The sequence below is a fragment of the Colwellia sp. D2M02 genome, from assembly GCF_018860755.1.
Lineage (GTDB): Bacteria > Pseudomonadota > Gammaproteobacteria > Enterobacterales > Alteromonadaceae > Colwellia > Colwellia asteriadis.
Map to the genome: position 1 here is coordinate 63,556 of NZ_JAHKPW010000060.1, position 21,466 is coordinate 85,021.

Below are 21,466 nucleotides of genomic sequence, written 5' to 3' on the forward strand. Positions count from 1 at the left end.
GAGTACTTTTAGAGAGTACCTTTAGATAGTACTTTTAGAAAGTACCTTTAGATAGTACTTTTAGATAGTACTTTTAGAGAGTATCTTTAGATAGTACTATTAAAAACAATAATTCAGGTATTACAAAGTCAGATTATTTACTATTTCGCTGCTTTTTGATTTTATATTTAAATGCAGCGAACTTTATTAAATTATAACAAGTATTATCACACTTATAGCCTGTAAATCACTTCAATCTTATACTCCATTCGTAACCACATTAGGCGCAAGCGCTTGAAAGTATATTCATGGACGCCTTAGTATTAGAATGTCTTTTGTTCGTTTATTACTATTAACTTACCACTTCGTATGTGCTTTTTGCTTCCTCATTACCAAGACAGTTAACCACTTGCCTTATCGCTTAACCTAGCAGCTGAGTAGCTAATTATTAGAGAAAGCCACCATAAAAAGAATAATAAAAAAGGGCTAATGCCCTTCTCTATTAACTTTAGCTATCTAAGCTAGGTGCTTAGCAAATTATACTTACTTGCGTAAAATATTATCTACTGTGCCTTGTGCTAAGCCGTGGTAACCAGGGCGAGCTTTATCATATACTCTACTTGCCCATACTTTACTCTCAGGATTTTTAGCTAACTCTTTATAAAGAGGAACAATTAGCTTACGTCGACCTATGCCTTCCAGATACTTTTCCATGGCAGGGTAAACTTCGTTGTAGCCCACTCGAATCGATAATAAATACCAAGCATGTGCTATTTCAGCATTTTTACTATTGGTTAAGTCAAAAGCATTATCTAGGCTCACCATACGATCAGAGCTAATATCAAGTGGTAAGTTATTGATAAAGTGCAACCACTCATGCAAGGTCCAGTTTTTAGTTGGTAGCTCAGACAAGCTAACTTCATCGGCAAGCAATTGTGCTATTTGATTATCAATCACACTAAACGCATTTGATGTCGGCTTAGGCACATAACTTGGTAAGCCTTGCTGGTAAATCCACTCATTAAGCTCTTTATGGCTTACAATACCTGGGTATTTATCAATAAGGTTTGCTTTAATATATTTAACAAAATTTTCAGTCCCTAAACTTTCAAAAGCATGACCATCAAAGTAGTCGAGTACAAATTTATCAAAACGTTCACGTCCATATTTTTGCTCAAGATAAATTAAGAATAGTTGCCCTTTAATGTAAGGTACACCTGAAAAAGCGTCATCGGGATCGCGCCCTTGTAAATCAATATAAAGCTGAGTATCGTTTGGTGCTAGCTCTGCTATTTCAAAGTTTAAGTCTTGCGCCGATAATGCCTGTTCCATAACAGCTCTGTCTGTACCAAATACCGCTTCCATGATGCGATTTTCAACATAGCTAGTAAAACCTTCATTCAACCATAAGTCACGCCAACTTTCATTGGTGACTAAGTTGCCTGACCAAGAATGTGCTAATTCATGAGCAATAAGGTTAACTAAGCTTTTATCACCGGCAATAACGGTTGGGGTAATAAATGATAAGCGAGGATTTTCCATACCGCCAAACGGGAAGCTTGGTGGTAAAATTAATAAATCGTAGCGTCCCCAACGGTATTTACCGTACATAGCTTCGGCTTTATCAATCATCATTTGTGTATCGTCAAATTCAGCGACGGCAGCATCTAAAATATAACTTTCTGCATAAATACCTGTTTGATGACTCATGGCTTTAAAGTGCAAGTCACCTACACCAATGGCAATCAAGTATGGTGGAATAGCTTGTGGCATTGAAAAAAAGTAATCGCCATCACGCTCTGTTGTCGGTTCATTATTAGCGCTCATTACGGCTAATAAATCTTTATCAGTAGTTATACGAGCCGTATAAGTTACACGTACACTTGGTGTGTCTTGAATTGGTATCCACGAACGTGCATGAATAGCCTGGTTTTGGCTAAATAAAAAAGGCTTATCCTTACCCGCTGTTTGCTCTGCAGATAACCATTGTAAACCTGACGCTTTTTCAGTTGAGTTATAATAAACTCGGACTTTTTTCGCTTTAAACTGAGTATTAATCGTTAACTTGCTACCTAAAACGTCATCTCGCTTCGCTAAGTTATAATCAGTTTTTTTCCACTCACCTTGACTATTTTGTGCCATCACCCGGTGAATAACTAAATCACGAGTATCAAGAATTACTGGCGCTGGTTTATCGCTTAACCAGTTTAAGGAAAGATCAACAAAGCCTTTAAGTGATTTTTTATCAAAATCTACATCAAGATCCAAATATACATGCGTTGTTTTTACTTGATCATAATTTGCATAAGTATAAGCATCAGTTAATACTTGAGCTGATACGTTATGATGAGCATGTTCTTGCGCTGACAATGCTGGTGCTGACGATACAGCCAAACAGCTAAGCAACAGGCAAAGTTTTGAAAAATTTTTCATAGCATTTTTACCTTAGTTAGACTAAAAATGGTGGGCTGTATCAAATAATTGAAACAATGTAGCCCAAAACAAACAAGCCCGTAGATTACAGTGTATCTACGGGCTTGTTCAATAATAAATCCGAGTCAATCAATTAAATAACTTAGGATTTTGTTCAAAATCAGTTACGGTTTTTGCATTTGAATAACCACACGTCTATTTTTACCGCGACCTAATGTGGTGTCGTTAGAAGCAATATGACGTTTTTCACCATAACCACTCGCCTCTATTCGGCTTGCATCTATGCCGTTTTGCACAAAATAATCTCTAATTTTTGTTGCTCGACGCTGTGATAATCGTAAGTTAGCATCACGACCGCCATAGCTATCTGAATATGCATCAATAAGCACTAACTCTAATTCAGGATCTAAACTTAAGTATTCACGAATCATATTCATGCGTCGCTGCGAAGCTTTAGTAAACTTGTCACTATTTGATTGATAATTCAGTACGGTATAAGAAATATCATCAAAGCTATAGTTTAATAAGTTACCAATACAGCCGACAAAATCTTGATAAGCTTTTCTAAAGCGTGCCGTAGATAAACCCACTGATATTTTATCACTGTCGCTATACCAGTCGTTATAATAAAAAGTGGGGCTCATGCCCTGCTCTAGTTCACTCAACATAGTCCAAGCCACTTTTTTAGGTAGACTTGGGTTGAATTGTTTATATAACTTCATATCAGCTAAACGACGAGAGCCATTACCTGGCTGCCAGCTTGGTGAAACACTACGTACCTCGGCCAACGAATAATTGTCAGGTAGTAACATCATATCAAGCTCAAACTCCATATTTAATTGACGGTTTGCTTTAGCGTAAAAGCGAGCTTCGCCATATTGAGGTATTTGATGTGATAATGTGCACTGTAAGCGCGAATCGTTAGATAAAAGCCATGTAGAGTTTTGAATATTAGCGCTATATTGACGAATTCCCGCCTGCGCATTGTTACTCCAAAACCCAGCAGTTAAGCTAGTGGCTAATAAAGAAAATAATGTAATTGATATGAGTGTTTTTTTCATAATGTTATGCACAATACTAATAAACAATGACCAACCAATAGTCACTAATTATCACTAATATAGAGTAATATAAAGGATATATAGGTTATCGTCCTAATCTAAGATAACTTTAGCAGTTTCTTCTCAATTAATCGCCATTTAGTGATAAATAATGAGACCTAATACATCAAAATCCTTTTGCACCTCGTTTTTAAAACACTTTTCTGAGATAATTGCTGAAATTTTTGATGCGTGCTTTTATTTATCTTATGTCTAATCCAATACCAGAAATAACACCTACACCAGCCAATAACGACCCATCATCAACAGTTCAGTCTCAAGAACTGACTTCACCTGCCTTAGCCCAACGTTTTAGGGGGTACTTTCCTGTAGTAATTGATGTAGAAACAGCAGGGTTTAATGCACAAACTGATGCGTTACTCGAGCTAGCAGCCTCAGTATTAACGCTAGACGAAGAAACCGGGCTAATGTCGATTGATGAAACAATTCAATTTAATATTAACCCTTTTGAGGGAGCCAATTTAGAGCCTAAAGCATTAGCTTTTACCGGTATTGACCCTACAAATCCGTTACGTTTTGCGGTAGATGAAGATGAAGCACTAAAGTCATTATTTAAACTCGTGAGAAAAAAAATGAAATTGGCTGGTTGCCAACGCGCCATCATTGTTGCTCATAACGCGGCTTTTGATTTAGGATTTTTAAATGCAGCCACCGAGCGCTGTAATATAAAGCGTAGCCCTTTTCATGCATTTGTGAGCTTTGACACGACAACACTGTCAGGGCTTGCTTTAGGGCAAACCGTATTAGCTAAAGCCTGTGTTGCCGCCAATATAGAGTTCAATAATAGTGAAGCGCATAGCGCCTTATACGATACCGAAAAAACTGCTGAGCTATTTTGTTATATTGTTAATAAATGGAAAACTTTAGGTGGTTGGCCAATGCCAACCATAGAAGAGTAATGTCACTCAGCTAAGTCAACCTCCTTAACTGAAAAACAAAAAAACCGCCGAGGCGGTTTTTTTATATGCTAATTATAATAATTAGCGCTTAAAAGCTAATTTACTCGTAGTTAACCAAAAAGACGAGTAAGTACTAACAATTAAAGCTGTTCAGCGTTGTCTGTAAGGTAAGACGCAACACCTTCTGGAGAAGCTGTCATACCTTTATCACCTTTGTTCCAACCAGCAGGACATACTTCACCGTGTTCTTGGTGGAATTGTAATGCATCAACCATACGTAACATTTCATCAACGTTACGACCTAATGGTAAATCGTTAACTACTTGGTGACGAACATTACCTTCTTCATCAATTAAGAATGAACCGCGGAATGCAACACCAGCTTCTGGATGTTCTACATCGTACGCTTTACAAATTTCATGTTTAACATCAGCAACTAATGTGTATTGTACTGGACCAATACCACCTTCGTTTACTGGCGTGTTACGCCATGCATTATGAGAAAATTGAGAATCGATAGAAACACCGATAACTTCAACACCACGGCTTTTGAACTCGTCCATACGGTGATCAAATGCTAATAACTCTGAAGGACATACAAAAGTAAAATCTAATGGGTAGAAAAATACGACTGCTTTTTTACCTTTGATTGCTTCACTTAACGTAAAAGAATCAACAATCTCACCATTACCTAATACAGCTGCTGCTGTGAAATCTGGTGCTGAACGACCAACTAATACACTCATTTTATGCTCCGTTTTTATTTATTTTCAAAAAATTTAATAATTTTTACATCACAATACTGTAAAAAAAACATTGTTATGTAAAAGGTTTACTACTCGGCAGAGTTTTCTTCTGCTGAACTATATTTTGCTGTAGTTTCGGTAAGTAATGTTTGTAACTCACCTTGTTGAAACATTTCAATAATAATGTCACAACCACCAACTAATTCACCATCCACCCATAACTGTGGAAAAGTAGGCCAATCTGCGTAAATTGGCAATTCCGCACGAATATCAGGGTTTTGTAAAATGTCGACATAAGCAAATTTTTCATTACAAGAGATTAGCGCTTGTGATGCTTGTGATGAAAAACCACAACTTGGTAACTTAGGTGAGCCTTTCATATATAGCAATACAGGATTTTCGCTAATTTGTTGCTTAATACGTTCAATTGTATCCATGGTAACCTCTTTATTAATGCTCATGACTTGAAATGCACTGCGTTTATTAAGAGATAGTGCCTAAAAATAAACTTTCAATACCAATCAAAAAAAAATATGACTATTATATGCTAATTAACTCTTGAAACTGAGCTAACTAAGACCAATATAATAATACCTGAGTATTTTACTCAAGTTTTAACAAAAACACAGTAAAAAATAACTATAACCTGGAGAGCAAAATGGCAATTGAATTACCATCACTACCTTACGAGCAAAATGCACTAGAGCCACATATCTCAGCTGAGACATTATCATTTCACTACGGCAAGCATCACAATACCTATGTTGTAAAGCTAAATGGTTTAATTGAAGGCACTGAATTTGCTGATAAATCATTAGAAGAAATCGTAAAAACTTCTTCTGCAGGTATTTTTAATAACGCTGCACAAATTTGGAACCATACGTTTTACTGGCATAGCCTTAGCCCAACAGGTGGCTCTGAGCCAACGGGTTCATTAGCTGACGCAATTAATGCAAGCTTTGGTTCTTTTGCTGAATTTAAAGCAAAATTTACTGACAGCGCAATTAACAACTTCGGTTCAAGCTGGACTTGGTTAGTAAAAAATGCTGACGGTAGCTTAGCTATTGTTAACACCTCTAATGCAGCTACACCATTAACAGATGAAGGCGTTACTCCTTTATTAACCGTAGATTTATGGGAACATGCTTACTACATTGATTACCGTAACGTGCGCCCTAATTACTTAAATGGTTTTTGGGCATTAGCTAACTGGGATTTTGCACAAGCAAACTTCAGCTAAGTGAAATAAACTATTTATAATAGTAAAAATAAAAAACGAGCTATTTAGCTCGTTTTTTGTATTTAAATGCATTGGCATATTGTTTGACATTATGTGCCAGCTTTATAAAAGCTTAACGTGAGGCTAACCTATTTTGTCTTGATTCAAGATAAATTAATAGGTTTTAATTACTTTCACAGAGTCCGTAACACTTTCAGCAGAAATATAACCAATAGCACCTGGGTTTGACTGGATAAAATCAATGACTGCTTTATCGTTTTCAAGCTCTTTTGGCGGTTTAGCTTTACCCGAAAACATTAATTTAGACCAGTACGCCTTTATTTGTGTGGCACTTTTATTTAAAACTTTATCTTCAAATTCAGCTCTAGCTGACTGATCCGAGTTTAAGTTAACTAAAGTAACTTTATCTCCCGTCGAATAACTTTTAATTTTACCTAAAAAAATACGAGGAATATCCCCCTCATCTATTGCTGCTGTATTAGCACTATTAACAATAACCGCTACATCAGCGAGTGCACCTACACTATAAACAAGAAAAAATGTTATTAGTGAAAGCTTTATTTTATATTTGTTAAGTAATTTCATTGGCATCCCCTTAAAAAACAGTAACTAAAGCGGTTCTAAAAACACCCGCATCATGTAAACTATTTAAGTCATCGCTAAAGTCTGTATATTCAAATTTAAGAGCTGCTGACTCATGAAAATTCCAACGTAACCCAAGGGTAATATAGCTCTCATCGGCTTTTTGCTGATTAACTAAACCTTGCGTACTCGCTTTTAAAAAGTCAATACCAGGGTCTAAGCCCCAAGGCACTCCAGCAGTTAAGTCATTTTTACTATTTTCATCAACGCCGTAGGTAACATGTAAAAGCATATTTGAAAAACGCCAACCTGCCATAACATAGTAAGACTCTTCATCCGCTATCGCCATATCATCTAGCGTTAGCTCAGTGTACTCCCCAACAATAAGGAAATTTTCAAAGTCTAACTGAAAACCTAACTCAACGAATAGAGCTTTATCTTCTTCAATTAAAACATCACTTGCAACATCAGTAAAACCGGCTTGTTGCCAGCCATAGGCAATTTCATTTATCCCCGAGTGTGGAATAGTAGTATCGGCTTGAAATATGCCTGCACGTAAAGTTAACCAATCGCGAGTTAAAGTAAATGAGCCGCCAAGTAAGTCTTTAAAATCTGGACTAACGGTTTCACCAAATACATCGAGTTTATCTGTATTACGCCCATACATAACTTGGAAGGTACTATCAAACTCTCCTAGACTAGTACTATAAATAGCGCCAACGCCATCAAAAGTATCAAAAATCAAATCGTATACACCTGCTGGGGGCGTAATCCAAGTATAAGCATAAGAGACATCAAGAAAATCAGAATACATATAAAAAGGCGCTCGTTGACGTCCCACTAAAAAGCGTAAGTCATCAGTCGCATCATAGCTGATATAAGCCCATTCAAAATCGACATCCCAGTCATTTTTACCTCGAGAAATAATTTGCGCAGTTACGCCAATACCATCCGTTAAATCGGCGCTAGCTTGTAAAGCAAATAACGAGTCATTTTTAAAGTCAAAACTGTCATCGTAACCATATAACTCATCTTTACTAGATGTAGTCACTCCTCCAACAATAGAAGAAAAGCCATTAAACACTATTTCTGCGTGTAAGTTACCTGCAAATAACGCGCTAGTAACGATAAGAGCTTTACATGTATGTTTCATATATATCCACCTTAACCGTTTATTATAATTAACTTAAAAACTATTGATTAACCACTACACTTTAAATTGACGAGCAACTGCCTCTAACTCTGACGCCAAACTTAATAAACTATCACTTACCCCTGCAATTTCTTGTGATGCAGAGGAAGCTTCATTAGCACATGTTTGTATATCTTCAACATGCCCAACCATTAACCCCGAGACTTGGTGCTGTTCTTCTGTAGCAACTGCTATAGCGCCATTCATATCAGCAATGATATTCACGGTATCTGTTATAGCAACTAAGCTATGCCCTGCTTCATTGGCACTTTCGACACTCACTTCCACACTTGCTTGTGAGTTTTCCATCATAGTAACCGCCCGCTTAGCTGCACTTTGTAATTGGCTTAACATTTGGTTAATTTCTTCAGTTGACTCTTGAGTTCGAGACGCTAAGCCTCTTACCTCATCGGCAACCACAGCAAACCCTCTGCCTTGCTCTCCAGCTCTAGCGGCTTCAATAGCAGCATTTAATGCCAATAAATTAGTTTGATCAGCAATACCGCGAATAACCTCTAAAACCACATTGACACGACTAGTATCCTCTTGGAGCTGATTTATAGACTCTGCAGCTTGAGTAATGTTATCAGCAAGAACTCTAATGCCTTCGATGGTTTTCTCAACCACCTCCTTGCCTTTTACCGCTTCATTATTAGCATTTTTAGCCGCGTCAGCGGCATCTGCTGCATTGGTTGTTATTTCTGCAACACTTTGACTCATTTCTTCAACTGAGCTTCGAGATTGATCTACGCTATCAGATTGTCGTTTAAACGACTCAATGGTATTATTTGATAACGTTGAAATGTTATTTGCGGTATCTGCAAGTGGTAAGGCGGTATCAACCACATTTTTGATGACGTTTTGTAGCTTTTCTATAAAACTATTAAACCAAAAAACTAAGTCCCCCATTTCATCTTTACTACTAGTCACTAGTCTTACCGTTAAGTCACCATTTTCTTGAGCGATACCTTTCATTGAGCTAATAATATCTTTTAGTTTTTCACTAATAGTATTAGCAATAGGCAAAGCCACAGCAAACAAGCTTAGTAATGTTATAACGCCAAGAACAATCCCCATTGTTGAAGTCGATTCCGCGTTTTCATTAACTGATTCAAATGCTTGGGTGAATGACTGGTAACGCTGCTCTTGAAAGGTATTTAATTCGGTTTGTAAACGCGTTAAGTTTTCCGACATCGCCTGACTACGGGGGCCTAAGGTTTCAAAGTCAGCAGTTCCATCAACCATTTCTTTAGAAAGCGCATGGGCTAGTTGATAGTACTCATTAAAATCTCTTAATAACTTTCGTAAGAAGTTTGCATTACTGGCATCAGATGCAATATTTTCTTCTAATTTAGCACGAGTTTCATCCGCATATTTATCAGCAAGCTCTAATAAATCAACTTCTCCCATGGTAACGGCATTACCTAACGTTTCTTTTATCTTATCCAAACGAACTAGACTGTGTTCTGATGTTTGTAATAGCTGATACTCAACATGATAGGCTTGATTAAGTTGAGTTACTATTTGCGACATAGACACTAAAGTTATTGCTAAATAAACGCAAAAACCTAACGCACCTACCATAGGAATTAATAAAATCTTATAGCGTATAGATAATTTTTTGAAAAAGTTCATCTCATCCTTGCCTTTTATTATTTTTGTGAATTATTACTATTTTTATGTTGTAATTTTAGGTTTCGATAGCAATTATCGACAATCGTGCTCTTATGATTGCCACGCATACATACACGCATACATACACGCATAAAAATAGTCTAGGAAAGAAACCTCTGAATAACAAACCTAAAAATAACTTTTAATGAGAATAGTTATTTGATCTTCTTTTGTTTTTTTTACAAAGTAACAATAAAGTTGCTTAAGTTTCCTAGCTAAATCAATTAAAGCAACTAATCTTAAAATATAACGATTAAAATATAACGAGCACGTCACTTTAGTGACCTTTCACTTAAGCTATAGTGAGTATTTAATCTGAAGTTATGGTTGATTTATTAATGATACTATTTAGATAAAATACCTTTAAACGCAAGCTTAACAATAGATAGAAACAATATGGAAATGCTGTAAGAACTAAACTTTAATAATAATTTGATGACGATAACATTGCGCTTTTTAGGAGACGGTTATGAGTATTTTTCAACATTATCAAACACGTTACGAGCAATCACAGCAAGAAGAGTTAAGTTTGCAAGACTTTTTAACCCTCTGCAAGGATGACAAATTAGCCTACGCCAGTGCCTCGGAAAGATTGCTCAGTGCTATTGGTACTCCAGAAGCAATAGATACCGCAAATGATCCCAGATTAAGTCGAATATTTTCAAATAGAGTAATTAATCGTTACCCCGCTTTCGCAGACTTTTATGGTATGGAAGATGCTATCGAGCAAATAGTCTCTTATCTTAAGCATGCTTCTCAAGGCTTAGAGGAGCAAAAGCAAATTCTTTATTTACTTGGCCCTGTTGGCGGCGGTAAATCCTCACTAGCGGAAAAACTGAAAGCACTAATGCAAAAAGATCCTATTTATATTTTGAGTGCTAACGGTGAGTTAAGCCCTGTTAATGACCACCCATTCTGTTTATTTGATGCACACTCTGACGGTAAAATTCTAAAAGAAGAATACAATATTCCAGAACGCTACCTAAATACTATTATTTCACCTTGGGCGGCTAAGCGCTTGCATGAATTTAAAGGAGATATTGCACAGTTTAAGGTGGTAAAAGTATACCCTTCTATCCTTGATCAAATAGCCATTGCTAAAACTGAACCAGGGGACGATAACAACCAAGACATATCAGCCTTAGTGGGAAAAGTCGACATTAGACAATTAGAGCACTTCGCGCAAAATGATGCCGATGCCTATAGTTACTCGGGAGCCCTGTGTCGTGCTAACCAAGGTCTAATGGAGTTTGTTGAAATGTTCAAAGCACCAATTAAAGTGCTGCACCCGCTACTTACTGCCACACAAGAAGGCAACTACAATCCAACCGAAGGTTTATCTGCCCTACCGTTTAACGGCATTCTATTAGCTCACTCTAACGAGTCAGAGTGGCAAACGTTTAGAAATAATAAAAATAATGAAGCTTTTTTAGATCGCGTTTATATTGTTAAGGTACCTTACTGTATGCGGGTTTCTGAAGAGGTGAATATATACAAAAAACTACTTGAGCACAGCGAATTAAAAACAGCGCAATGTGCCCCTGATACATTAGAAATTTTAGCCCAATTCTCAGTGCTGTCACGTATTAAAGAGCCTGATAACTCCAGTATTTACTCAAAAATGCGCGTCTATGATGGTGAAACACTTAAAGATACAGACCCAAAAGCTAAGTCTTATCAAGAGTACCGCGATTATGCGGGTATAGATGAAGGGATGTCAGGCTTATCAACACGCTTTGCTTTTAAAATATTATCACGTGTTTTTAATTTTGATAATCAAGAAGTTGCAGCAAACCCCGTACATTTATTTTATGTACTAGAGCAGCAAGTTGAGCGTGAACAATTACCACAAGAAACCACTGAACGTTATATGGAGTTTATTAAAGGGTATTTAACTCCTCAATATATTGAGTTTATTGGGAAAGAAATTCAAACCGCGTATTTAGAGTCTTATTCTGAATACGGTCAAAATATCTTTGATCGTTATGTCACTTATGCCGATTTTTGGATACAAGATCAAGAATATAGGGATACCGAAACTGGTCAGCTTTTTGATAGACAATCATTAAATGAAGAGCTAGAAAAAATTGAAAAGCCTGCGGGTATTAGTAATCCAAAAGATTTTCGTAATGAGATTGTTAACTTTGTCTTACGTGCCAAAGCCAATAATAATGGCAAAAACCCAGCATGGACTAGCTATGAAAAATTACGTACGGTTATTGAGAAAAAAATGTTCTCTAATACCGAAGACCTATTGCCCGTTATTTCTTTTAATGCAAAAACATCAACTGATGATCAGCAAAAACATGATGACTTTGTACAGCGTATGATGACCAAAGGCTATACCCAAAAACAAGTAAGGTTATTATCTGAGTGGTACTTACGTGTAAGAAAATCTTCTTAACGGAGGTGATGTATGGCTAATTTTATAGATAGACGCCTTAACAGTAAAAATAAAAGTACTGTTAATCGTCAGCGATTTCTAAGGCGCTACAAAAACCAAATTAAAAAATCCGTTGAAGGGGCCATTAATCAGCGTGGCGTGACTGATATTAGTTCAGGTGAAAATATTACTATTCCTAAAAAAGATTTATCTGAGCCAGTGTTTCACCAAGGTAGCGGCGGTGTAAAGGATAGAGTTCATCCTGGAAATGATCAATTTTCACCTGGAGATAGAATTCCAAGACCACCGCAACAACAAGGTCAAGGTTCAGGTAAAGGTGAAGCGAGTGATAGCGGAGAGGGAGAAGATGAGTTTTCATTTTCTATATCTAAAGAGGAGTACTTAGACTTATTATTTGAAGATTTAGAGTTACCTAACTTAGAAAAAAACCAGTTAGATAAGCTCATTGAATACAAAACAGTACGCAGTGGTTATTGCGCTGAAGGTGTACCGTCAAATATTGATATAGTAAAGTCTTTACAAGGCTCTATTGCACGCCGAATAGCTATGACGGCAAGCAAGCGTAAAGAGTTAAAAGCCTTAGAAGCTCGACTCGCTTTGATACAAAGTGATAAACATGATCATATTCAAGAAGAAAAAGAGCTCAAAGAGAGCATATTAGCGCTTACAAATAAAATAAAGAAAGTCCCTTTTATTGATACTTTTGACCTGCGCTTTAGAAATTATGCACGACAAGCTGTTCCAACCTCAAAAGCGGTTATGTTTTGTCTAATGGATGTTTCTGGCTCAATGGATCAAGCCACTAAAGATATTGCTAAACGATTTTATATTTTACTCTATTTATTTCTTAGCCAAACCTATAAAAATATCGATGTTGTTTATATTCGTCACCATACCCAAGCAAAAGAAGTTGACGAGCATGAGTTCTTTTATTCTCAAGAAACGGGAGGCACTATTGCATCAAGCGCATTGGAGCTAATGAATGACATAATTAATGAACGTTATAATGATAGTCAATGGAATATATACGGCGCTCAAGCCTCTGATGGCGATAACTGGGCAGATGATTCTCCTCAATGTAAAGCCATACTGGAGAAAAACATATTACCAAGGTCACGCTACTTTAGTTATATTGAAATAACACAGCGAGCACACCAAACGCTTTGGCAACACTACCAGCAACTCACCCACACACACGGTAACTTTGCTATTGAGCATATAAAATCGGTCACAGATATTTACCCTGTATTTAGAGAGCTTTTCAAAAAAAATACAAAATCAAATGCCGCATAAAAAGGTGGATGACATTATGAACACTTCATCTAAAAAGAATAATAAAGAACAGCAAAAAGATTCAGTTAATGGTACCCATGAGAAAGCAAAAAAGCCACTAAGTGATAACTCAGATTGGTCATTTGAATTATTAGAGCAATATCAAAGTGAGATAGCAAGAGTTGCCGAGATTTATCGACTTGATACTTATACCAACCAAATAGAAGTTATAACAGCAGAGCAAATGATGGATGCCTACGCGAGTGTCGGTATGCCTATTGGTTATAACCATTGGACTTTTGGTAAAAAATTCATTCAAACCGAGCAAAATTATAAGCGTGGACAAATGGGCTTAGCTTATGAAATTGTTATTAACTCAAGCCCTTGCATTTCATATTTAATGGAAGAAAATACGATGACAATGCAAGCACTGGTGATGGCGCATGCTTGTTATGGTCATAACTCTTTTTTTAAAGGTAATTATTTATTTAAGTCATGGACGGATGCAGACTCAATTATTGATTACTTACTCTTTGCGAAAAATTACATAAGTAAATGCGAGCTTAAATATGGCATAGCAGAAGTTGAGGCAACGTTAGATGCGTGTCATGCGCTCATGAATCATGGTGTAGATCGCTATAAAAGACCACAAAAAATCTCACTCGACGAAGAGTTAAAGCGACAAGAAGAGCGCAGTGAGTACCTGCAATCACAAGTAAATATGCTATGGCGTACACTGCCAAAATCTACAGAAAAAAGTGCAAGTGGCACAGTACAATTCCCTAGTGAACCACAAGAAAACATTCTTTATTTTATTGAAAAAAATGCCCCATTATTAAAGCCATGGCAAAGAGAGATTGTCCGTATTGTTCGAAAAATATCACAATATTTTTATCCCCAAAAACAAACCCAAGTGATGAATGAAGGCTGGGCATGTTTTTGGCACTACACCTTATTAAACCACCTCTATGATGAAGGGTTAGTAACCGACAAGTTTATGTTGGAGTTTTTACACAGTCACACTAATGTAGTTGCCCAGCCAGATTATAACAGCAAGTATTATTCAGGCATAAACCCGTACGCATTAGGGTTTAATATGTTTATGGATATTCGCCGCATTTGTGAGCATCCAACTGAAGAAGATAGAGCTTACTTCCCTGAGATAGCTGGCAGCAATTGGCTCGACACTGTGCACTTTGCCATGGAAAACTTTAAAGATGAGAGTTTTATTAGCCAATATTTATCACCGAAATTGATGCGAGATTTTAAGTTATTTCACATTCATGATGATACACAAAACAATTATGTGGAAATAGGCGCAATACATAATGAGCAGGGTTATAAAAGCTTACGTAACAATTTAGCCAATCAATACAATTTAAGTAATTTAGAAGTCAATATTCAAATTATTGATGCGAATATTGATGGCGATAGAGGGCTAACCTTAAGATACACTCCGCATAACGGAGTAAGTCTAGGAGACTCAAAAGACGAAGTGTTAAAGCACTTACATTACTTATGGCATTTTGAGGTAAAGATAGTTCAAGAAAATAATGTTGGTATTGATGAAGTTATCGCACAATGTCCTGCCAACACAAAAAAAGGCGACTAATGTCGCCTTAATAAAAGTACTGGTTCAAAGCAGAGAAAACTTTATTAGTTATTAGAAAGCTCTTTTAAAACTTCTGCTTTGAGATCAATCCAAAGTTTCCCAGACTCCATGCCGTAATTACGGACCGCCGCCGCTGCCTCATCAAATTTATTATTATTAGCTAAATCAATAAGTGACTGATAATAAGTACGTGAAATTTCACGCCCTTGAGGGTGGGCAAAGTATAATCGACCAATACGAGAATATAATCCACCTAAACCATTTAAAATAAGTAAGTAAATAGGGTTTCCTGATACGACCACTAATTCTTTATTAAGTTGATAGTCAAACTCAGCAAAAGCTTCACCAGTATCTTCAATGTCAGTATACTTTTGCAATAATGCAGCAGTGGCCTCAGGGTTATTTTTAATTGCACCACGAATATAAATAGTACTAATGTTAGTACGTGCTGATAATAAGTTATCAACTAAGTCTGGAATACCTTCTTGGTCAAGCTCTGCCAATGTGGCAAGAATATTTAAGCTTGAGGTTTCCCAAAAATTATTCACTTTAGTTGGTTTTCCATGTTGAATAGTCAACCAACCATCTCTTGCTAAACGCTGTAGCACTTCTCTGAGCGTTGTTCTAGTCACACCAATTAACTCAGATAATTCACGTTCTGCTGGTAAAATAGAGCCTGGAGGGAAGCCACCATTCCAAATAGATTCAACTATGTACTGCTCAGCAAAACCTGCTGGACTTTGAGCTTTTATAACCATTGATTATGCTTACCTAAGTTTAAACGTGGACGACAATATAATAAGCAACTGATTGTACCAGAAGTTTTTTTCTACACAAGTGCAACCGAGGGCATTCGAATACCATAGCTATCCGCTATTCAAGCTATCAATGGCACGAATGCTCAATATCAATAATATTGATTGCAATCAAAGTCTTTGTTGTATCATTTTGTTATGATTTTGATAGAATTCACGCAAAAATAATCATACTTACCTTCAGCCGTATTAATTTTACAGCTTAATAGAGAATAACATGAAACCATTTCTATTGATTTTACTGGCATTTACAGCAGTACTCTTTCCTAGCATAGCATTTGCTTCAGCAGACCTCGGACAAACGCTTAATTTAACTAATCACTGGATTGGCTATACCGCGATTGCTATTTTTGTTGTTGCTTATTCACTTGTTATTTTAGAAGAACAACTTCACTTACGTAAATCAAAACCGGTTTTACTTGCCGCGGGTTTAATCTGGGTTTTAATTGCCATAGTTTACGCTTCAGAGGGCATGCCCCATGCCGCTGAAGTGGCAATACGTCATAATTTCTTAGAATATGCCGAATTGTTCTTCTTTTTACTGGTCGCTATGACTTACATCAACGCAATGTTAGAGCGCGGTGTGTTTGATGCGTTACGTGACTGGCTAGTACATAAAGGATTTAGCTATAAAGCACTATTTTGGTTAACTGGTATTCTCGCTTTCTTTATTTCACCTATCGCTGATAACTTAACTACCGCTTTAATAATGTGTGCTGTAGTGCTTGCCGTTGGTAAAGATGAGCCTAAGTTTATCGCTATGAGTTGTGTAAACATCGTTGTAGGTGCGAATGCTGGTGGTGCTTTTAGCCCCTTTGGTGATATAACAACCCTAATGGTTTGGCAAAAAGGGATTGTACAATTTACTGAGTTTTTTGCGCTATTCTTACCATCAGTAGTGAACTTTATTATTCCAGCGTTTATTATGCAGTTTTTCCTTCCTAAAGGTCACCCTAGCCCTAATGAAGGTGATGGTGCTGTCATTAAAAAAGGCGGCTTAACCATTGTCGGATTATTTTTATTAACCATTGTTACTGCAGTATCTTTCCATAACTTCTTACACTTACCCCCTGTATTTGGCATGATGTTAGGTTTAGCTTACTTAAAGTTCTTCGGCTACTACATACGTAAAACAGGTCAAGGTGAAATTGATACCTCAGATTTACCGACCAGCCACGCGCCTGAAAACAGCTTCGACATTTTTGATAAAATAGCAAAAGCAGAATGGGATACTTTATTCTTCTTCTACGGTGTTATCCTAGCGGTTGGCGGTTTAGGCTTTATTGGTTATTTAGGCATGGTTTCTGAGTTCATGTATGGTGAGCTTGGCGCGACAAATGCCAATATATTAGTAGGTATTTTATCGGCAATTGTTGATAACATTCCCGTAATGTTTGCAGTACTAACAATGAACCCTGATATGTCACATACCCAATGGTTGCTAGTAACATTAACCGCTGGTGTTGGCGGTAGCTTATTATCTATAGGCTCCGCTGCTGGCGTTGCCTTAATGGGTCAAGCAAGAGGCTATTACACCTTTTTCGCACACCTAAAATGGATGCCTGTTATCTCTTTAGGTTATGCTGCCAGTATTTACGTGCATTTACTTATAAACTAAATACCCTATATAAATCTTGTTATTCATATTTAATTACAAGATTTTTAATAATTATAATTAGCTTATAACCGCTAAATTGTTATGATAAAGCCCCTAAATGCAGGGGCTTTTTTTATGGCTGCTAAAATACTTACTTTAAAACTTATACGTACCTTTAAGGAATTTTTTTGAACTATCTCAGCAAAATAACTACAACCAGAACCCCCTGGTTACTACTCGCATTATCAGCACTTGGATTAGAGTTAACGGCATTATTTTTTCAATACTCCATGGACTTAGCCCCATGTATTATGTGTGTGTATCAACGTTTAGCTATTTTGGCGATTGTTATCGCCGGTATTATTGGTGCTACTGGGCACAACAATATCATTGCTAGGGTTACTGCGTTTTCATTATGGGGGACTGGTGCTATTTGGGGTGGTTTGATCGCACTTGAGCATATTGAAATGCAAAATAATAGCGGCTCATTATTTTTTAGCTGTGAATTTATTCCTAACTTCCCAACTTGGGCACCGCTTCATGAGTGGTTACCTTTTTTATTTGAGGCAACAGGTGATTGTGGTGAAATTAGTTGGCAATTTTTAGGGTTTAGCATGCCACAATGGATGCTAGTTATTTATGCATTTTACAGTATAGCTTTCGCTGTTATTCTACTTAATAGATTGGTTATTGCTAAAAAACCTTAGTTTATTATCTGTTTATAAAAACAGGTAAAGCATGCTCACTTATCAATAATCATAAGTGAGCATGCTTCTCTCAATTTTTCACCTCTTAAGCTTTTCAGTTATTCTGCAATAATAGGCGCGCCAACCCCTGCGGCGACATAAGGGATAACCTTATTTATTAATGTCTCAATCGATACATCATTATTAAAATCATTACGCGAGATATCCATTAATGCATCACTTGACGACATCGTAAAAACAATAGTTCCCATGGTAAAGTGCAAACGCCAAAACATTTCCTGTGTGGTTAACTCTGGATAAGCTTTATGAACGGCTTTGGTGAAATGCGTAAAAACATTTGGATACTGTGTGGTTAAAAACCAACGTAAGAAGCCTTGGCTATCGGTATAGCCTCGTCCTAATAATTGTAAAAAAATACTAGTACCATTAACTTTAAATTCATTTAAATACAGTAACGGCTCCACAAAAGCAAAAAATACCTCATCAAGATTAGGTTTATCATCACTATGCACAATAACTGACAAAGCGAGCTCTAATTTAGGAGCCAGTTCATTCATATAACGAGACATTACCGCTTTAATTAATTCCTTTTTTGAACCAAAATGATAGTTAACTGCCGCTAAATTAACCCCAGCAGAGCTAGTAATTTCTCGCAACGATGTGCCATTAAATCCTTTATCTGCAAAGAGTAATTCTGCTGCATCTAATATTTTATTCTTTGTACTCATAGCTGTAACACTCTCTATTATTCATAAGCCATTCAAATATAAGTGTTAAAACACCTAGTTCAAACATCTGTTTAAAATAGCTTATATCCCCCTTAGCTACAAGTATTATCCTTACCTTGTGTTGAATTATTCAATATGCACAAACAGGATAAAAAATTAACCATAAAAAATAGAATAAAAGTTGAACTTATTTATAGTCAGCACCTCTAATAATACGAATACATGTTATTTCCTGACTCAGCGACCTGATCTGTCAATCACTCCCTGAGTCATTTTTTTATCTAATACTTCACCTTGGTTGCATTACAAATCGTTACGATAGCTATACAGTAAAGATCAACCATCACCGATATCATATTGTTAGTTTTCATTCTCCCTTGTAGTAACAATATGTTTATTAAGTAACTATTTCATGTTGTGTCTTTAGCCCTCTTTTTTAAAGAGGGCTTTTTTTTATTATTTACTTAGCTAAAATCCTCATAGTTAATTTTGCTAAAAAGTTGAATCAATTCAACTTTTTTATATACTAGCAATCACCAATATTCTAATAAAAATTTAGTTAATCATAATGAAAAACATAACAACAACGTTTAAGTTAACGGGCTTAGCTTTAGTTATAGCGGCTTCATTAACTGCCTGTAACAAAGAAACCGTAACCGCACCGGTTACTCAAAATAATGCAGAAAAAGTTGCCGCACCATTAACGGCTAAAGACGCACAAGTATTTTTAGATGATGTCGCCAAAGAAATGGTAGCGTTAGGTCTAGAAGGCGCTAGAGCACAATGGATTTATGCTAACTTTATTACCGAAGATACTGCATCACTTGCAGCAGAGTCTAGTCAAAAATCAACTGAAGCTGGTGTACGATTTGCTATGCAAGCTGCCAAGTTTGATAATGTTGAAGTGAATGCCACTCAACGTCGTCAATTAAACTTTTTAAAGCAAAGTTTAGTATTGCCTGCACCACAAGACTCTAAAAAATCGGCTGAGTTAGCGCAAATAGGTGCTAAGTTAGGCAGCATTTATGGTAAAGGTAGCTACACAACTAAAACAGGTGAAAAACTGAGTTTAGGTGATATGACCTCAACAATGGCAACATCACGTGATTACGATGAGTTACTTGAGTTATGGACAGGCTGGCGTGAAATTAGCCCTGAAATGAAACATTTATATACTCGTCAAGCTGAGCTTGCTAACGAAGGTGCCAACGGTTTAGGTTATAAAGATTTAGGCGCTATGTGGCGTTCAAATTACGATATGCCTGCAGATGACTTTGCGAACGAATTAGACCGCTTATGGGGTCAAGTTAAGCCACTGTATGAAGACTTACACTGTTATGTTCGTACAGAGCTTGGTGAAACTTATGGTACTGATAAAGTTGCACAAGACAAACCTATTCCGGCTCATTTATTAGGTAACATGTGGGCACAATCGTGGGGTAACATTTACGATTTAGTGGCACCTGAAGATGCTGATCCTGGCTACGATGTTACTAAGCAGTTAGCAAAGCATAATTACGATGAAATAGGCATGGTTAAAGGTGCTGAGAAGTTCTTTACTTCATTAGGCTTTGCACCACTTCCTGAAACGTTTTATACACGTTCTTTATTTACTAAACCTGCAGACAGAGATGTTATTTGTCATGCTAGTGCTTGGGATTTAGATGCTAAAGATGATTTACGCATTAAAATGTGTATTCAAAAAACAGGGGAAGAATTCAACGTTATTCATCATGAATTAGGGCATAACTTCTACCAACGCGCCTATAAAGACCAACCAGTGTATTTCCAAAACAGTGCAAATGATGGTTTCCATGAAGCGATTGGCGATACAATTGCATTATCGGTAACTCCTAAATACTTAAAAGAAATCGGCTTAATTGATACTATTCCAGATGAGTCAAAAGACATTGGCTTATTAATGAAGCAGGCTCTTGATAAAATAGCCTTTATTCCTTTTGGTTTAATGGTTGATCAATGGCGCTGGAAAGTTTACTCAGGTGAAATTTCCCCTGAAAACTACAACACAGCATGGTGGGAATTACGTGAAAAATATCAAGGTGTAACAGCACCTGTAGCGCGTGACGCTGATGCTTTTGATCCTGGCGCTAAATACCATGTTCCTGGTGGCGTTCCTTATAGCCGTTATTTCTTAGCGCATATTCAACAATTTGAATTCCACCGTGCGTTATGTGAAATTTCAGGTAATACCGACCCTATTCACCGTTGCTCTATTTACAACTCTAAAGAAGCGGGTAAAGCATTAAACACTATGCTTGAAATGGGCTCTAGTCAACCTTGGCAACAAGCTTATAAAGTTGTAACGGGTAGTGAGCAAATGGATGCAACAGCCATTTTAGATTACTTTGCTCCTTTACATGTATGGCTTAAAGATAAAAACCAAGGTAAGCAGTGTGGTTTCTAGCACATAGTGCTATTGGGCTAATTCGGCTCTTATAGCACTC

The 21,466-nt window shown here is 36.8% G+C and carries 17 protein-coding genes; 8 read left to right on the plus strand and 9 right to left on the minus strand.

Annotation, left to right across the window (positions count from 1 at the left end; genetic code table 11):
* Nucleotides 1-522: 522 nt before the first annotated feature.
* Together KO495_RS10805 and KO495_RS10810 are read right to left on the minus strand one after the other, a co-directional pair.
* Nucleotides 523-2,412 carry a M1 family metallopeptidase gene (locus tag KO495_RS10805; RefSeq protein ID WP_215980421.1) on the minus strand — a complete coding sequence of 630 codons (1,890 nt, stop codon included), beginning with the start codon at nt 2,410-2,412 and terminating at the stop codon, nt 523-525.
* Between the two features lie 164 nt (nt 2,413-2,576).
* The gene (locus KO495_RS10810) at nt 2,577-3,473 is read right to left on the minus strand and encodes an OmpA family protein (protein ID WP_215980422.1); all 897 of its coding nucleotides are present in this window, start codon (nt 3,471-3,473) and stop codon (nt 2,577-2,579) included.
* A 248-nt stretch (nt 3,474-3,721) separates the two neighbouring features.
* Here KO495_RS10810 and rnt point away from each other — a divergent pair, with 248 nt between their 5' ends.
* Nucleotides 3,722-4,432, plus strand: coding sequence for a ribonuclease T (rnt, locus tag KO495_RS10815; RefSeq protein WP_215980423.1), 711 nt, complete (start codon nt 3,722-3,724; stop codon nt 4,430-4,432).
* Nucleotides 4,433-4,572: 140 nt separating this feature from the next.
* Here rnt and KO495_RS10820 read toward each other — a convergent pair whose 3' ends face one another.
* The gene (locus tag KO495_RS10820) at nt 4,573-5,178 is read right to left on the minus strand and encodes a peroxiredoxin C (RefSeq protein ID WP_215980424.1); all 606 of its coding nucleotides are present in this window, start codon (nt 5,176-5,178) and stop codon (nt 4,573-4,575) included.
* 89 nt (nt 5,179-5,267) lie between these two features.
* On the minus strand, nt 5,268-5,615 hold the full coding sequence (locus KO495_RS10825; protein ID WP_215980425.1) for a Grx4 family monothiol glutaredoxin: 348 nt from the start codon (nt 5,613-5,615) through the stop codon (nt 5,268-5,270).
* Between the two features lie 221 nt (nt 5,616-5,836).
* Here KO495_RS10825 and sodB point away from each other — a divergent pair, with 221 nt between their 5' ends.
* Nucleotides 5,837-6,418 (plus strand): superoxide dismutase [Fe], encoded by a 582-nt coding sequence (gene sodB, locus KO495_RS10830; protein ID WP_215980426.1) that lies wholly within the window; start codon nt 5,837-5,839, stop codon nt 6,416-6,418.
* Between the two features lie 153 nt (nt 6,419-6,571).
* Here sodB and KO495_RS10835 read toward each other — a convergent pair whose 3' ends face one another.
* Genes KO495_RS10835 through KO495_RS10845 form a run of 3 tightly spaced genes read right to left on the minus strand, consistent with a single transcriptional unit; the run spans nt 6,572 to nt 9,827 of the window.
* Nucleotides 6,572-7,003, minus strand: coding sequence for a phosphate ABC transporter substrate-binding protein (locus tag KO495_RS10835; RefSeq protein ID WP_252738911.1), 432 nt, complete (start codon nt 7,001-7,003; stop codon nt 6,572-6,574).
* Between the two features lie 10 nt (nt 7,004-7,013).
* Complete coding sequence (locus KO495_RS10840) at nt 7,014-8,153, minus strand: porin (protein ID WP_215980427.1); 1,140 nt, start codon at nt 8,151-8,153, stop codon at nt 7,014-7,016.
* A 54-nt stretch (nt 8,154-8,207) separates the two neighbouring features.
* Nucleotides 8,208-9,827, minus strand: coding sequence for a methyl-accepting chemotaxis protein (locus KO495_RS10845; protein ID WP_215980428.1), 1,620 nt, complete (start codon nt 9,825-9,827; stop codon nt 8,208-8,210).
* Between the two features lie 508 nt (nt 9,828-10,335).
* On the opposite strand from KO495_RS10845, the gene KO495_RS10850 reads away from it, so the two are divergent.
* Genes KO495_RS10850 through KO495_RS10860 form a run of 3 tightly spaced genes read left to right on the plus strand, consistent with a single transcriptional unit; the run spans nt 10,336 to nt 15,154 of the window.
* A complete protein-coding gene (locus KO495_RS10850; RefSeq protein ID WP_215980429.1) occupies nt 10,336-12,270 on the plus strand; it encodes a PrkA family serine protein kinase in 1,935 nt (644 codons plus the stop codon).
* A 12-nt stretch (nt 12,271-12,282) separates the two neighbouring features.
* Nucleotides 12,283-13,563, plus strand: coding sequence for a YeaH/YhbH family protein (locus KO495_RS10855; protein WP_215980430.1), 1,281 nt, complete (start codon nt 12,283-12,285; stop codon nt 13,561-13,563).
* A gap of 16 nt (nt 13,564-13,579) precedes the next feature.
* Nucleotides 13,580-15,154, plus strand: a complete 1,575-nt coding sequence (locus KO495_RS10860; RefSeq protein ID WP_252738912.1) for a SpoVR family protein — start codon at nt 13,580-13,582, stop codon at nt 15,152-15,154.
* A 44-nt stretch (nt 15,155-15,198) separates the two neighbouring features.
* Here the strand turns inward: KO495_RS10860 and fadR are convergent, their stop codons facing one another.
* Nucleotides 15,199-15,912 (minus strand): fatty acid metabolism transcriptional regulator FadR, encoded by a 714-nt coding sequence (gene fadR / locus KO495_RS10865; RefSeq protein ID WP_215980432.1) that lies wholly within the window; start codon nt 15,910-15,912, stop codon nt 15,199-15,201.
* A gap of 274 nt (nt 15,913-16,186) precedes the next feature.
* Between fadR and nhaD the strand changes: the two genes are divergently transcribed.
* Together nhaD and dsbB are read left to right on the plus strand one after the other, a co-directional pair.
* On the plus strand, nt 16,187-17,587 hold the full coding sequence (gene nhaD, locus KO495_RS10870; RefSeq protein WP_215980433.1) for a sodium:proton antiporter NhaD: 1,401 nt from the start codon (nt 16,187-16,189) through the stop codon (nt 17,585-17,587).
* A gap of 167 nt (nt 17,588-17,754) precedes the next feature.
* Nucleotides 17,755-18,273: a disulfide bond formation protein DsbB gene (dsbB, locus tag KO495_RS10875; RefSeq protein WP_215980434.1), complete on the plus strand. Its 519-nt coding sequence runs from the start codon at nt 17,755-17,757 to the stop codon at nt 18,271-18,273.
* Nucleotides 18,274-18,371: 98 nt separating this feature from the next.
* Here the strand turns inward: dsbB and KO495_RS10880 are convergent, their stop codons facing one another.
* Entirely contained in the window at nt 18,372-19,001 is a 630-nt protein-coding gene (locus KO495_RS10880; RefSeq protein WP_215980435.1) for a TetR/AcrR family transcriptional regulator, read from the minus strand.
* Nucleotides 19,002-19,569: 568 nt separating this feature from the next.
* Between KO495_RS10880 and KO495_RS10885 the strand changes: the two genes are divergently transcribed.
* Nucleotides 19,570-21,426: a M2 family metallopeptidase gene (locus tag KO495_RS10885; RefSeq protein WP_215980436.1), complete on the plus strand. Its 1,857-nt coding sequence runs from the start codon at nt 19,570-19,572 to the stop codon at nt 21,424-21,426.
* Nucleotides 21,427-21,466 lie beyond the last annotated feature (40 nt).